This is a genomic window from Halorubrum sp. ASP1, assembly GCF_005435135.1.
Taxonomy (GTDB): Archaea; Halobacteriota; Halobacteria; order Halobacteriales; family Haloferacaceae; genus Halorubrum; species Halorubrum tropicale.
In genome coordinates this window covers 119,375-133,103 of record NZ_SGUA01000007.1, presented here as the reverse complement: position 1 = coordinate 133,103, position 13,729 = coordinate 119,375, and the positions used below count along the sequence as shown (strand labels likewise).

Annotated in this window: 19 protein-coding genes; 17 read left to right on the top strand and 2 right to left on the bottom strand. The window is 54.1% G+C overall.

Annotation, left to right across the window (positions count from 1 at the left end; genetic code table 11):
* The first annotated feature begins 557 nt into the window (after positions 1–557).
* Complete coding sequence (locus EXE48_RS12095) at positions 558–959, top strand: hypothetical protein (RefSeq protein ID WP_137711589.1); 402 nt, start codon at positions 558–560, stop codon at positions 957–959.
* A 58-nt stretch (positions 960–1,017) separates the two neighbouring features.
* Here EXE48_RS12095 and EXE48_RS12090 read toward each other — a convergent pair whose 3' ends face one another.
* Positions 1,018–1,416 carry a hypothetical protein gene (locus EXE48_RS12090; RefSeq protein WP_137711588.1) on the bottom strand — a complete coding sequence of 133 codons (399 nt, stop codon included), beginning with the start codon at positions 1,414–1,416 and terminating at the stop codon, positions 1,018–1,020.
* Between the two features lie 359 nt (positions 1,417–1,775).
* Here EXE48_RS12090 and EXE48_RS19275 point away from each other — a divergent pair, with 359 nt between their 5' ends.
* The 11 genes from EXE48_RS19275 to EXE48_RS12040 all read left to right on the top strand — a co-directional run bounded on the left by EXE48_RS19275 (position 1,776) and on the right by EXE48_RS12040 (position 8,380).
* Positions 1,776–1,907: a hypothetical protein gene (locus tag EXE48_RS19275; RefSeq protein WP_274595441.1), complete on the top strand. Its 132-nt coding sequence runs from the start codon at positions 1,776–1,778 to the stop codon at positions 1,905–1,907.
* Positions 1,908–2,140: 233 nt separating this feature from the next.
* Entirely contained in the window at positions 2,141–2,467 is a 327-nt protein-coding gene (locus tag EXE48_RS12085; RefSeq protein WP_137711587.1) for a hypothetical protein, read from the top strand.
* Between the two features lie 2 nt (positions 2,468–2,469).
* On the top strand, positions 2,470–2,943 hold the full coding sequence (locus EXE48_RS12080) for a hypothetical protein (RefSeq protein ID WP_137711586.1): 474 nt from the start codon (positions 2,470–2,472) through the stop codon (positions 2,941–2,943).
* 67 nt (positions 2,944–3,010) lie between these two features.
* Positions 3,011–3,223, top strand: a complete 213-nt coding sequence (locus EXE48_RS12075) for a hypothetical protein (RefSeq protein ID WP_137711585.1) — start codon at positions 3,011–3,013, stop codon at positions 3,221–3,223.
* Between the two features lie 5 nt (positions 3,224–3,228).
* A complete protein-coding gene (locus EXE48_RS12070) occupies positions 3,229–3,774 on the top strand; it encodes a hypothetical protein (RefSeq protein ID WP_137711584.1) in 546 nt (181 codons plus the stop codon).
* 322 nt (positions 3,775–4,096) lie between these two features.
* Entirely contained in the window at positions 4,097–4,498 is a 402-nt protein-coding gene (locus EXE48_RS12065; protein ID WP_137711583.1) for a hypothetical protein, read from the top strand.
* A 12-nt stretch (positions 4,499–4,510) separates the two neighbouring features.
* The gene (locus EXE48_RS12060) at positions 4,511–4,834 is read left to right on the top strand and encodes a hypothetical protein (RefSeq protein WP_137711582.1); all 324 of its coding nucleotides are present in this window, start codon (positions 4,511–4,513) and stop codon (positions 4,832–4,834) included.
* Between the two features lie 155 nt (positions 4,835–4,989).
* The gene (locus EXE48_RS12055; protein WP_137711581.1) at positions 4,990–6,237 is read left to right on the top strand and encodes a hypothetical protein; all 1,248 of its coding nucleotides are present in this window, start codon (positions 4,990–4,992) and stop codon (positions 6,235–6,237) included.
* 38 nt (positions 6,238–6,275) lie between these two features.
* Positions 6,276–7,049, top strand: coding sequence for a hypothetical protein (locus EXE48_RS12050; protein WP_137711580.1), 774 nt, complete (start codon positions 6,276–6,278; stop codon positions 7,047–7,049).
* A gap of 93 nt (positions 7,050–7,142) precedes the next feature.
* Positions 7,143–8,090, top strand: coding sequence for a hypothetical protein (locus EXE48_RS12045; protein ID WP_137711579.1), 948 nt, complete (start codon positions 7,143–7,145; stop codon positions 8,088–8,090).
* A gap of 35 nt (positions 8,091–8,125) precedes the next feature.
* Entirely contained in the window at positions 8,126–8,380 is a 255-nt protein-coding gene (locus EXE48_RS12040) for a hypothetical protein (protein ID WP_137711578.1), read from the top strand.
* A gap of 650 nt (positions 8,381–9,030) precedes the next feature.
* Here EXE48_RS12040 and dcd read toward each other — a convergent pair.
* The gene (gene dcd, locus EXE48_RS12035; RefSeq protein WP_137711577.1) at positions 9,031–9,609 is read right to left on the bottom strand and encodes a dCTP deaminase; all 579 of its coding nucleotides are present in this window, start codon (positions 9,607–9,609) and stop codon (positions 9,031–9,033) included.
* Between the two features lie 152 nt (positions 9,610–9,761).
* Here dcd and EXE48_RS12030 point away from each other — a divergent pair, with 152 nt between their 5' ends.
* The 5 genes from EXE48_RS12030 (at position 9,762) to EXE48_RS12010 (ending at position 13,709) form a co-directional block, all read left to right on the top strand.
* Positions 9,762–10,424: a hypothetical protein gene (locus EXE48_RS12030; RefSeq protein ID WP_137711576.1), complete on the top strand. Its 663-nt coding sequence runs from the start codon at positions 9,762–9,764 to the stop codon at positions 10,422–10,424.
* A gap of 109 nt (positions 10,425–10,533) precedes the next feature.
* The gene (locus EXE48_RS12025) at positions 10,534–10,989 is read left to right on the top strand and encodes a hypothetical protein (protein WP_137711575.1); all 456 of its coding nucleotides are present in this window, start codon (positions 10,534–10,536) and stop codon (positions 10,987–10,989) included.
* Between the two features lie 198 nt (positions 10,990–11,187).
* Positions 11,188–11,898: a hypothetical protein gene (locus EXE48_RS12020; RefSeq protein WP_137711574.1), complete on the top strand. Its 711-nt coding sequence runs from the start codon at positions 11,188–11,190 to the stop codon at positions 11,896–11,898.
* A gap of 128 nt (positions 11,899–12,026) precedes the next feature.
* A complete protein-coding gene (locus EXE48_RS12015) occupies positions 12,027–12,953 on the top strand; it encodes a replication factor A (RefSeq protein WP_137711573.1) in 927 nt (308 codons plus the stop codon).
* Positions 12,954–13,709 (top strand): RPA family protein, encoded by a 756-nt coding sequence (locus EXE48_RS12010; RefSeq protein WP_137711572.1) that lies wholly within the window; start codon positions 12,954–12,956, stop codon positions 13,707–13,709.
* Positions 13,710–13,729: the final 20 nt, after the last annotated feature.

Genomic DNA, 13,729 nt, shown 5'->3' with positions numbered 1-13,729 from the left:
AGACGCTGGACTTTGGAAGGGATTATGTCTGACTCTAATCGGAAAACGCTGGACTTTGGAGAGAATCAAATGTTGCTCTAACTGAAAAACGCTGGACTTTGGACAAAAGCAAGATAACTGAATATAGAATCGACGAGTCCCCTCTAACTGGACTCTCCAAGACCTTTTACAAAGACCGCGTCGACGTTGATGAGAATCCTCAACGTCCTGCGGACGGCCAACAGAAGGGGACGGCTGGCTGGTAGCCGCCGATAAGTTTCTCTACACGCCTCCCCCGTGACCGTCCTGAGCGCACCCAGCTGTGGCGCACGGCAGAGCGGCGCCGGCAGCGAGCGCCGACGAAGCGCGCCGTCAGGCTGGCGCTGGAGCAGAGCGCCGAAGAAGCGCGCTGCCGACGTGCCCTGAAGAGGCGCGCACACAGAAGGCGTCAGAGAAGCGCACGCCGCGTTTATCAGCAGGAATGGCTGCTGACTCTCCCGCAACCACAGACCGACTAAGACGCACAAAGCGATCCAAGCAACATTCATCGAACCACAACGACCACCAAGCCACCTCAAATGAGCAAGCCCATCTCCGAAATTAAGGCCGAACTAGAGCAGATCGACGACGTCGACGAGGTCCTAGCGTACCCGGCAGACTACGATCTCTGTAGCCCCGACATTATCCGCGTAGAAGGGACAGATTCAGAGCGCGTTACGCAGACAATCCGAGACGCGGTCACCGACGATGAAACCGCCCTCAATCCCCAAGAAGGGACCTACGTACTGTACGACAGTGCCGCAAAGATCATCAGCCCCAACGGTAGCAAGTGGGACGTTCTCGGGTCGTCCGACCGGAAGTACGAAGCGATCTTGGTCGAACCCGGAAGCGAAGAAACATCGACTGTCGGCGAAGTCCTATTTTTCGACCGCGAAGACACCGACTACCGAGTGAAACTAGACAGCTCCCTGCCGGCGTAACACCCGCACACAATACCTCAACACCACACACATGGCAACTCAGCAAGCAGTCACTTCCTCAAACGAGGCGCCGATCACTGACAAAAGCGCAGTCGAGTCGATTCTCGAAGAGCACCACTTCGGCCACCTGAACACTCGAATCAGAGATAGCCAAAACGGTGACGGGCCCACACTCGCGATCTTCGGAGAAGACACCTTTCGAGTCTTTCCAATCTCCGAAACTGGAGGCCCTGACCGTGATACAGGTCCGGTGACCGAAAAGTTTCTTTCTAAAATTGCTGAACATATCGCACCAGACGAGCGTCTCGACATCCGGAGCGTAAGCCACACCAAATGTCGCCACCCTGTTGGTGCTGCCCGGTACGTTGCAACGCCAGACGAGATTTCGTACACAGACCTCTCTCAAGGCCTCTCTCCGATCAGCGATCCCGCATCTTCTGACTAGCGTCGCCAACATCAACACCCTCCCGATTTATTCCTTAAAAAGGGTGAACCATGTCTCAATCTGCGCACCAATCAGTAGAGAACGGCTTACCCGCACAGAGGTCGGAATTTAAATCGATACCAAAGTTACATAGCCACATCCGCGACCTCCCAGCCGTTAGCGGCCTTGACTCCGACTATCTGCTTCAAGACAACTGCTCGCGATTCCGTGTTTCACTCACCCCGTTCCCAACCTTAGACAAGAGCCAGCTCAAGCCGGGAGTTCTCATTTACCACCCCACTGACCCCGTTACCGAAGCCAAAGAAGTTCTCTCCGAGCCGTACGAGAACGAGCATGGTTCTCTCCGAGTCGACACCAAGACGTACTATACGATGCATACTGACTCTGGCCCTCGATACCAAACGTTCACCAACTCGCAGTTCCTCCAGCAGATACTGCTCGAATACACGTACGTCCCAGCGGAGAGCGTCCAAGTGACTTTCAACGACATCCTCACCGCCTAACTGTGTCTCACTCGTACGTTAGCTCCCACTACACTAGTACTGGCTTTCAGATCACTCACGATGGGTCAGACAGCGTCGTCAAGTCCGTAAGAAAACTCCTCCACGACAACACCCCGCTTCCACCGGCTTTTTCGATCAGCAATCTGGACCGAGATCACTACCCTGACTTTGTTCAGTCGGTAGCACAACGATGTGGAGGACCGTTAGCCCACCCTAGTGGTGGTCTCTCTCTTATGATCGACCCGGCAGACACCACACTCCCAACCGACCTACAAGAGTTACTTCGCCCGATCTGTAGTGCTTATCAGCGGTGGCGAAACGATACTAGCCAGATACGGAAGAATTTCACCGACGAGCGGCTCACCATCAGAGCAAAAGTGCTGTTTGACGAGGATAACAAACCCGCCATCGCTACACTCTTTATCGGCTTCCACTTCCTTGGCATCCCCGCAGACTCGATCCCTACTGTCGAAGATATGCTTCGTGACGCACCAGCACCAGAGGGTGATTGTCTCTCTCCAGAGAACAAAGTGAACGGTGTGGCCACACTCTCAGGCTAGCCATGTCTCACCAACAACATACCCTGTCCAGCTCATCGCGTATTGGCATCACTCCCGAAGACGGCAGTCAGTACCTCGTCAGCTTAGATTCTCAGTCGGTCGCGAATGTGGCCATCCATCTTAACGGTCACTTTCTCCGCATCTATCAGTCCGCACATCCGCTTGAAGACGATACCATGACGACCATCAAACTGCCTACTAGTACAGATGAAGACGTCGCTCCAGCCGCTATTGATCCGACGGCTTCCGAACTCACAGAATTCGGTATCACCCCGAAGTCATACGGTCGTTTTGATTTTTCTGAACTGCTCACCGTCTCAATAGACGGCCAAGAGACTCCAGTCCTTGCGATCGACTTCTCTGGTGCGGTCCCGTTTGTACTTGCCCGAAGCGATAGCAGTACCCGCTTTGGCTCCTCCTTCAGCGATAATACGTTCGCAGGTTACGTCATCAACGAGTCCCCGTCTATCTTATAGCGAAATCCCTGCCAGCCACACGGGAAAGAGGCTGGTCACCACATTTTTCTCGGGTAATGGGCGAACTATGCCTGATACCGTCTCTGCGTCAGTCGAATACGAGCTTTCAGACGACTCTGTTAGTGTTAGTGAGAGTGTCGCTATTCATGAGGAAGTCGGAGGATCTGAATTCGACTACGCCCTCGCTGGGACCAACCCCGACGACGGCTCCGAAATGATCCTCTTCGGCTTCCACGAAGATGAGCTGGACCTCCCCCTCCCCACTTCCAAGTCGGAGTAACCAATATGACCACATCCCATATCATCTCGACAGAATCGATTGCTGACGCGATCAGTTCCAACAGGGACGACATCGTTTCTTACGCTACTCCTGATGAAGTCCCGACCGAACTGATGAATACTGTCGATGAGATGCTTTCGGAATTTCAAACTGAAATCCTCTCAGAAGAACTCAACGACACCGTCGAGGTCGCGAATGAGGGCCACATCCGCATCCTCTCTCTTACGCCGCAGCGGCTCATCGTTGAAAACAGCTATGAGTTCTACAACGTGGTTCTCAGCCGTCTAGGCTACACTGACACCACCCTACAAAAGATTGCCATGTCCGCACACGAAAACGAGGCTGCACTCCACGGGCATGAAACGCCCCCTAATGTCCACCCGGTCGTCCTCTCTCTTGATGTTCAGCCTGACTCCGTGACAATTCCACAAGACGGCTTCGATGCGATCGTCAGTTGCGTCGAAACCATCCGCGAGAACCGTGGCGACAACCCCGAGGCTGCCAGCTACGCTCTCGACGACCTCGAGAACATCCTTAACGACTTCTCGTAACACGCCCTCATCACTGACTCTGACACCAGCCGCCTACATCAGACCCGAGTCTTCACCCCCTCTGACTACCCTCCCACTTTCCGCGCCACATTGACTTCACCCAGCAAAGCCTACCTCTTCCGGCTCACCCTCACCGAACACGGTGGTATCGAAACAGAGACAATCGCCCCCTCCGAGAATCCCCAGCTCGCACACATGGCTGCTAACCATCTAACGAGCGACAAAGACACCTTCACCTTTGCTGCTTGACGCACTTCCCGTTTTTCTGAGTCGATGGTTGACTTCTTGAGTACCAGTTACCTCACGCACCACACTCACTACAATGTCCTCAGACACCACAACTCGCGTCGAAACAGACGAACTGGTTTACGATCTTATCCACCATTCGGAGTCCACCACCGCCATCCACGGCGACTACGGACGAGGAATGCCCGGCCTCGACCTCACCCTTCACTACGAATACGTAGCTGAAGTCGTCGACGCCGACATCGAGCGCCACATCAAGATACTCCTCAACGCCATCAAGGCCGAGATCGCCGATGAGATCGACCTCGCCGACGTGGACTCTGATCCCCACACTGGAGAACTCAACCCGGACCCGGTCGCAGGAGAGATCATCAATACCGGCTGGGCAGACAACCGGACCTACTACGCCGATGTCGAGAAGGATGGCGACACTTACCGGGAGTTCTACACCATCGACGCCGTCGAGAAACGCGACTGAGTACCCACTCCAATGAACGAAATCACTTCAGACGAAGAGTTCGATACATTCGTCGCCGAGGTCGCACGCAACAACGCCAATCGAGACGGCTCAAGTCCGCGTTCTGTTGCAGAATGTGTAATCACGAGTATCACCGTCATCAGCGACGGCGAGGCAACGCTGAGCCACAACGCTGGCGTCTATGCTGACGAACGAATCTCCCCAACAGACGTACTCCGACACACCATCCACGACGCCGACTCCCCAACCGAACTCCCCAACGGCTACCGGCAGGCTGCTGTTGACCTCCTCGCAGCCGAAATCGACGCCAAACAACAAGAGCTAGACTCCGAATAACTCCCGGAGACGAAGCCCTCCGCGAACATATGGCAGAGAACAGGAACACAGCCTTCCCACCTACAACTCCCAAGCCTCAAGGAGTCTGACTCTGGACGGTCTCTGAATACACCCTCCGACCTTTTCTCGGTCAGATAGACGAACCGTTCTCTCCCATGTCCTCAGACGAGCACGCAAGCACGCTCAGCGATTTCTTCAGAGACCAGCCCAATGGGTCTCCCGAGTCATCCTCGGAGCATACTGAATCCAGCAGCCAGTCAGAATCGTCTGCCACAACCAACCCGCAATACGACCCCGGCGATACCGTTCCCAACGAAGGACTCCCCGACTGGTGTAGCTGGAAGGCACGCGCAACTAACCGAGACGGGTACACGGTTCTAACGCCAATCACCAACAACGGGGCTACCCACGTCCACCCCACGAGTGACTACTCAGTCCGATTCGACCGTATCAGTTTCCTCCCCAACCCCACAGAAGTCACTAAGGCACGAACCAACTCTCCGTTCGACCCACTTCGCGTCTCTCGCCCGGATCTCCCTACGACATACGCCGAATTCGAAGACGATCTCTCTCACTCATTTACTCCGGTCATCGTCGCTCAAAGCATCGCCTACGGTGGCTATGCCGTCGTCAACGACGACATCCTCCAAGCTGCGTATCGACTCACTCAAGGAAGTGGCCACATCACGCCTTCCCACACCCGAGTCACCCCCCTCTCGGCTCACTACTCGCTCGTCGAAGCTCGCGACGGCTCCCAGCACGCATACTTAATCCAAAACGCGACTTCCCCACTGTCTGAGTCCGCTCTGGAAAGCAAGTCGTACGAACCAAACATGCAGAGTGTCAACGACATCTCGCTTCCAGATGACAACGAACACGTCGGTGATGGCCTTCGCCGTCTTCTACCTCACATCTCTAAACTTCTCGACGTCGAGCTTACAGAGCACTCTCATCAAGTAGGTTCTTCTCACGTCTTCGAATCCACTGAAGACACGCGCTACAAGATCAAGTCAACTTCTCTGAAGAAAGTTCCAAAGCTCTTCACCCTCGACGACTTGTCCCCACTAACCGGCGAGATCGATCTTCCGTTCGCGCACGGCGTCGCAACCATTGACCTCTCAGACGCAGACTACGAACACCGGTATGGTGATTGGCTTCACGACAAGCTCCAAAACGAGAAAGTTCTCGGCGCCTCCCTCCGTCTAAACTCCAATAACAGCCCATACAGCCAGCGCCCCAGTCGTGAAGCTGAAATACAGTACTACACACTCTCTGTTCGGCAATTCGACAGCCAGCCCGACGCGATCTCAGTCAATCGCTCGACAACGTCTTCTCTTGGCAGCGTTCCATTCTCTAACATTTCGTACGGGGCGGCCGATACCCAAGCCAGCCCACTAAGTTAGACCGCTCTATTTGTTCTGGTCAATGGGTGACTTATCCGATGATACCGCCCTATCTTCAGTCAGTCCTCCACGAATCGTTCGAGTATCGCAATGCGAACGGCGACTCGCTCGCAGCTGTCGCTCACGAGATTGCTCACCGGAACGAAAATCTCGTTTCGATGGACAGTGAGCCCCATGACGCACTTTCGGTTCTCACCGATCTCAGAGAGCTCGATTCTCTCTGCGCCGAAGAATTCGACGCATACCGCAACCAGCGCAACTCTTCGCGAGAGCATTCCATCCTCGAGGCAGTCGCACTCCGATCTCTCGAACAGTTCATTTGGACCTCGATTTCAAACGAGTCAGATGGCTTCCTCCAGCAATGGACCGAAAAGCCATCTGAACAACTATCTGGAAACGGCTATACCAACGTCCATTACGGCTGGGAACACGACAACGACCCCTTAGCAGAAGTCCTCGTTTACTCAGTAGATGGGACCGAAATGGAATCGATGACAGACAAGTCTCACGCAGTACAGCACCCTCACGACTCTGAAGAAGCTCACACACACTTCTTCGATGGCCTCGAAGACGCTTTTGGATTCGCGATTGACTACATGCAGTCTCATCACACCCCAACTGGTGAACCTGTGGCTCTCCCCTTCGAAATCGTCCTCCACTACCCAACCGAAGGAACGACCAAGACCGTCACTAATGTCATCTCGTTCGAGACAGAATGGGGCGATAAGAATACGATCAACGTCGAGTACGCCGATGGTGAGCAGGACAACTTCACCGCAGTCGGCCTGACTGTCTCTGCCGGCACCCACTAGTGCCCAAGCCAAGTATCTAGTCGCTTCTGCCCAGAAGATCCGTTTCCCCGAACCCCCCTGTTTCGTGTGGAAGACGCTACTTAATCACAAAATATGAACCCCCTCAGTAATTCTCACGGCGACCACGACGGACAAGCCACTGCTGCTCAAGTGACTCTCACCAACCCTGAGACCAAGTCGTCTCAACCCGACGATACAGATGTAAGCGCCTCGACCCGACCAAACCATGTGGGCTCAAAAGACAAAGTGGGTTCCGAGATGGAGTTTGAGAAGCCTTCTGTCGGTAGTGAGTACAGTCCTAATCAAGTCACTCAGTGTAAAGCCCAAGAGCTCGACAACTGGCGTGAACGGCGAGAAGCAGAAGATGAACCATACGCCTTCTACCATCTCTCTCTCCACCGCTACACTGACTTGACGACTGACGCCAAGTGGCTGGACGCAACTGCCAAGATCCGTCACGACACTAGTTTTAGTAAGGCTCGAACCTGCGCCGGAACGAGCTTTAGCAGTCCGAATGAAGACACAGTAGTTGAGTCCATCATCTCTTGGTACCTCGACCTCATGGCTACCCCTCACCACGAGAATGCGCGGCCGATCTCGGCTAATAACATCCAGATCTTCGTGGCCGATCAAGCAATAGACGCGCTTTCGGACGCCGGTGTCGAAATTTCACCGCTCATCGAAAAGTTACACGACATCCCGGAACACAATCCCTCGCCCGAATACGTTGAACTGTTAGATGAACACCGAAAAATCAAGACGCAATGTGGCTCTGACAGCGGACTCTCTGCCAAAATCCGGCAGATCGAAGCCACTGTCCGCTCTAAATTCGGTTTCAGTAGGAAGTACGGAGGCCCAACACCGGACCCCCACGAAGACTATGAACATCTCCCAGTCGATCAGCTCAAAGATGAACTTGAGGGTGCCCGAGCCGAATTAGAGCAGAAAAAGGCACGGGCAGATGAACTCTCTACGATGTTAGACAACTTAGAACAAGAATGGGAATCTGAAACGCGGGACTCGCTGTTCTCCGCTCATTAGTAAGAAACAACCAACTCGATAATCATACAACAGTCATGACAGCGACGATCCGAACCGAGGCCGTAACGGCTACGATGGAAGTTAGTGTTAGTCTCGATGAAGAGGAATCTGAAAACTTCGATCCGAAAATTCAGACTAAAGAAGAGTACATCGAGGAACTAGCCGCTAAACACGTCTGTGAACAAGACGACCGGCTTCGTAGTCCACGATCTGTAGGGATAACCGACACAGAGGAAGTCAACGGCACCACCGTCTACTACGTCACAGTCCACATCATGGAAGATCGCTAATCAAGAAAGCACTACGTCGGCCGTTGAACACACTCCGTAACTCACCACCAACCTATTCCTGAAAGCCTCTATTGGCAACTGACAAAAAAGACGCAAGTGACCATTTTGGTCGAAATCCCCATCTCAATTCCTCCAACCAGAATCTACAGGCGGTCACTGGTCAGAAACCATTTGAACTCAGTATGCCAGAATCAACGAGGCACTAGGCCAGAACCAACACTAGTCGCAAACCAAAATCACCTGAGCTGTCTGGTTGAAACCAACTAGGTGTTCCAAGTTGGAAGCCATCTGTAGATTGTTAGAATCCTATTCGATCCCAATCTCTCGAACCCATCTGTGCCTTTGAACAGATTCTACAATGACTTTTGACCTGAATCACTCAGCTACATCTGTCAGCGTACAAGTAGCACCCCTCCCACTCAGAGGCTTAGCGCGGTTTCGCCAGTAGGCGACTCAACCGCCCTAGATATAGTAGACGCACCGTTCAGTGCGTAGAATTTCTATACACGCAATTTGCGTGACCGTTGTCGGAGCGCGCCCTCCGCATTCAGCCCTATCGCTGGTGGCAGAGAGCGCGCAATGAACAGCGGGAGCGCTAACGCTCAATCTGCTCCAGCGCGTCAAGCTTTGCCGCCACGACGGTACCGTCGCTACTTGTACTCTGGATCTTCGCCTATCTTGGACGCTGCTGGCCCCGTTTGGTTTTGGTATTTCGACCCCCGATCTTCCCCATAAGGACGATCGGCCGCAGATTTCATTTCGGTAAACGTCATCTGGGAGATCCTCATCCCCGGTGTCAAAGCCACAGGCGCTGCTCCCAAATTAGAAAGCTCAAGCGTAATTTCCCCCGAATACCCCGGATCGGCCAAGCCTGCCGTCGCGTGGACGATTATCGCCAAGCGCCCTAATGATGACCGGCCCTCAACATGGCCCACGATATCGTCTGGAATAGTCACTGTCTCTTCGGTCGTTGCGAGTGCGAAATCTCCGGGATGCAGCACAAACTCTCCGCCTTCCGGCACGGTCACTTCAGACACGTACTCATTGATTTCTGTCTCATCGCCCGGGTGAATACACGAAATGTTCGTGCGATCAAACACAAGGAATCTATCACCAAGGCGTAGGTCTACACTCGCAGGCTGGACCTGCATCGACAAGTCTTCTATTGGCTCAATCTGAAGTTCACCTTCCTCTAATCTCTGGAGGATCTGAATGTCGCTGAGTATCACGGCTTTGAGTCGTAGCTCCCCGACAAAAACTGCTCGGGAGACTCAGTAGATACCGACTTGCCACCGGAACACGGTGAGGTGGACCAGCCACGCAGCGTGGCTACGAGCTTTTCAGGGTGGTGTTTTTTGAGTGATGTGCTTCAACAGTCTCTATGGACGCAATCGAGGCACGGCAATCTCTCGCTGAATTGACTCTCCAGCGGAACTTCCCCGATCAGCCTCCCCACAGTGATGATGAAGACTTCCTTGAGTGGGTTCGAGAATACCACGACAGCGACACCCGGCCGGCACTGTTCACAGCTCCGCCTTCTTTCCTACTGAACCTCTTTCTGAACGGCTCTCGGTACTTGAAGTACGGAGACGGCCTTCCGACAGTCTTCAGTGTCCGACACCCCCCACTTGATCAGGTCACAGCTGTCCCAGAGTTTGTCTCTGATGACGCCTCACGAGAGGAACTCCAGTCGATGCTTGACGAGCACATCCGAGGGCGAGAGGTCATCGAGCAACCGATGCCTCATGAGATGCCGCATGATGTCCGGAAGTACATCACTGAGGCCGACTACTCACCCACAGTTCCCCCGCAAGCCGATCCGACACTCTATCGCAATGGGATCGTGTTCGACGAGGTCAACTTTGCCGTCTTCCTGACACCGGGCAATCTCGCCGAACTCCTCACTGACGCCCGAACAGTCGCCGGTTACGACAATCGCCCAGTCCACATTCGCATCTCCACACGCACAGATACCCTTCAGAAACTCATGTCTGAGCCGGGCAAACAGATCACTCCGACCCCCAGCCGGTATACTCCTCAGTAAGTCTCCTCGGAGTCAAGCCTCAGGACTTCCTGCTCCCACGGCGCGGCTTCCACCCCCTCGCGAGGCTTAATCCTTCAGGCAGCCTTTATTTTGGATGAATGGCTGAACCATGAGCTCTGGCTCGCAAAAGCAAGCAGAAGAACCTGACAATCTCTCAGATTCCCCAGCACAGCCGGTCGACCTCGACGACCTCCCCTCCGATGAGCGTGTTCTGGTTATCCGGGGGATCTCTGGTGTTATGCACAACCCGAGCATCGTAGAAGGCCGCACCTCTTCTACGGGGAAGACGATCACCGTTCCGAAAGCAATCGATCCTGACAGAGACGACGACGGATCGTTAGCCGATAGTGAAGCTGTGTACAGGCTTGACGCCAGTACTATCTTCTCTGACGGCCTCGAGGTTCGTGGCGCTACTACGTTCGAGCTGTACACTCCGCTTAATTACCGCCGAAAGCAATCTGCGAACCACAGCCCGGGACCTCAGGCTGGCGCGAACGGAGTGAGCGACGAGCCCGACATCCCGTCTGCCACCCACCTGCCGGCACCCTCCCAAGACGATGAGTGAAGAGGCTACTTCTCGTTCCACAGCTGATGGAGACATCGCTGAGGAAGACTACGCCGCCGATGAAGCCACTCCTGCCGATACCGTACTAACCACCCCTGACGAGAAGATTCTGATCCACGGCCCCGGTGAGGAAAGCAGAATCTCCGAGTAGTTGCCCAGAAAGTTTAGGTCACTCTCTCATATATCTCTGGTACGAAAATGCCAGATAGCTCTGACGCAGAAACTCTCAATCCACTACAAGCGTACAACATTTCCCGGAGTATCGCAGCTACGGCCGTCGATATCGATTCGACTTACGCGAGTAGCGACACAGTAGACAATCCTGATCAGCCATCTGCCGAAGCACAATTTGCTGAAGCCCGCTCGTCTCACGACAATTGGCCTTTCAATTCGGTTGAGGATCTCCATACAACTGTTTCCCAGATAAATGTCGACAACCGGAGTGAGCTTGTTTCTGAACTAGAGCAAGCTGTCATGGGCCGACTCAGAGAGTCCCCTGATGTGCTTCTCACTGACTCCAGTTCGCCCTCTTCATCAGACACAGGCGACTCCACGCAGTCGACGAACACCACCACAGAACAAACTGTAAGCTCTCCAGATCCTGCTGCCAGCGTCTCTCTATCTGAACTTGACCTCAGTGACCTTGCTCAGCGAAAGCATTTCGAGATCGCCGTCGATCTCGTGACTATCTTCCAAAGTGACAAGCGAAACTACGACTCCATCGCTGAACAACACCCCACATTCGCAGCACCCCGGCCTGCGGTAATGCGGATGGAAGTGACAAACCGCAGTAGCCCCGACGTCGCAGCCCACGTCCAAGCAGTCACTGAATGGGTCGCAGATATCGAATCCGGTTCTCAAGCAGGCAAACGCCTCTCGAAACGACCGATGGGTGCTACAAAACTCTAACCCCCGCCCGACGATACCGACTCGCGACGATCAGGCCCCTTACAACCCACTCCACACCCGGTATTTATACGATATGGGCAGATATGACCCAGTGTCTCCAGCCGACCGATAACCGGAGGCAACCAGTCATGACAGCGACAAGACAACATGCTGAAGAACTCGTAGAGGAGTTTTCAGACCATCTAGAACTCGACGTCGAAGAAGTCGATGAACAGCTTAGCGAACTCGTCGACGAGTATACCCTCCCCGTCGAAGAAGCGGTTCGTTCCTTGCGTTCGAACTACATCGAAGACGCCGGCCTTGAGTCGGAAGACGCACTCTCCAGTAATGATGAGGTCCTCGTAAACGAACCTGACGAAGACGGACAGTGGGTGGACATCCGAGTGACCGTCACCGATCTCTGGACACCCAACTCCGACAGCATCGCACAAGTCGGACTCGTGGGCGACGAATCCGGTGAAAACAAGTTCGTCTCTTTCGAGACCTCCGATCTCCCTGAGCTAGAAGAGGGTGAGAGTTACCTTCTAGAAAATGTCGTCACCGATGAGTACGACGGGAACGTGTCGATAAAACTCAACAGAACGACAGAGATCACGCATCTCGAGGAATCCGTCGAAGTGGGAGATGATACAGAAGAATTCGACGGAGTCCTGATTGACATCCAGTCTGCGTCTGGCTTGATCAAGCGTTGTTCCCATGACGACTGTACACGAGTTATCGACAGCGGCCGGTGTTCTGAACACGGCACCGTCGACGACCCCATATTCGACCTTCGCATCAAGGCAGTCTTCGACAACGGTCTCGAAACTACGGAGGCCATCTTCAACGAAGAGATGACCGAACAACTCACCGGCATCTCACTCGAAGAAGCAACCGCCATCGCGGAAGAAAAGATGGATACTGGGGCTGTTATGGACGAAATCTTTGAACTCGTCCACGGAAGGAACCTCCACATTGAGGGACCACGGTACAACGAGTACCTTCTGGTAGACGAGTACGGCCCCAGTCATGAAGTTGATACAACCGCAGTCGCAGACAAAGTGAGGTCGATCTAAATGAGTGCCCAAACAACCGTTGACCGAGAGGTCGCGACGCGAGTGTTCGCGCAGGAGTTCAACGACGCATCGTTCTCCTTTACCGAATCCGACGACGAACAGGCCCCTGTCTACCTGCTTCTACCAACAGGAGCAAAAGCAAACCGCGTCTTCATCACTGGCACTCTAACGGAGAAAGAAGACGTGGGCGACGACAGCGAGTACTGGCGTGGCCGTGTGAGCGACTCAACTGGCACATTCTTCGTCTACGCCGGTCAGTATCAGCCAGAGGCGGCAGCCAAGCTCCAAGATACAGAGACACCAACCCGGATCGCTGTCGTCGGGAAACCACGGACGTACGAGCGCGACGATGGCTCTGTAAGCGTCTCCATTCGCCCCGAGCAGATCACAGAAATTGATCAGCAGGCCCGGCAGAAATGGACCAACCTGACGGCCAAGCGGACCGCAGAGAGGCTCGAAAAACACGCTTCGTTCCTCGATACTGCTGACGACCTCGCTGAAGGCGAAGCAATTGCCGCCTACAAGTACAGCAAGATGGCTGTCGACGAGTACGACTCGTCGCTCGAAACTTACCAACGCATCGTTCTCGAAGCACTCGAGGCTACCGGCGAGATCGATGAAGTCGGAACGATCAGCCGCGAGTCCCAAGACGAGACCTCCTCCTCCATCGACTCCGACCCATCCGAGTCCGGTGAGAACTCCTCTCCATCTGACTCCGGAATGGGTGCTGCTCACGAACCCTTCCCTGACAGTTAACCTGTGGGGCGTGGCCAGCA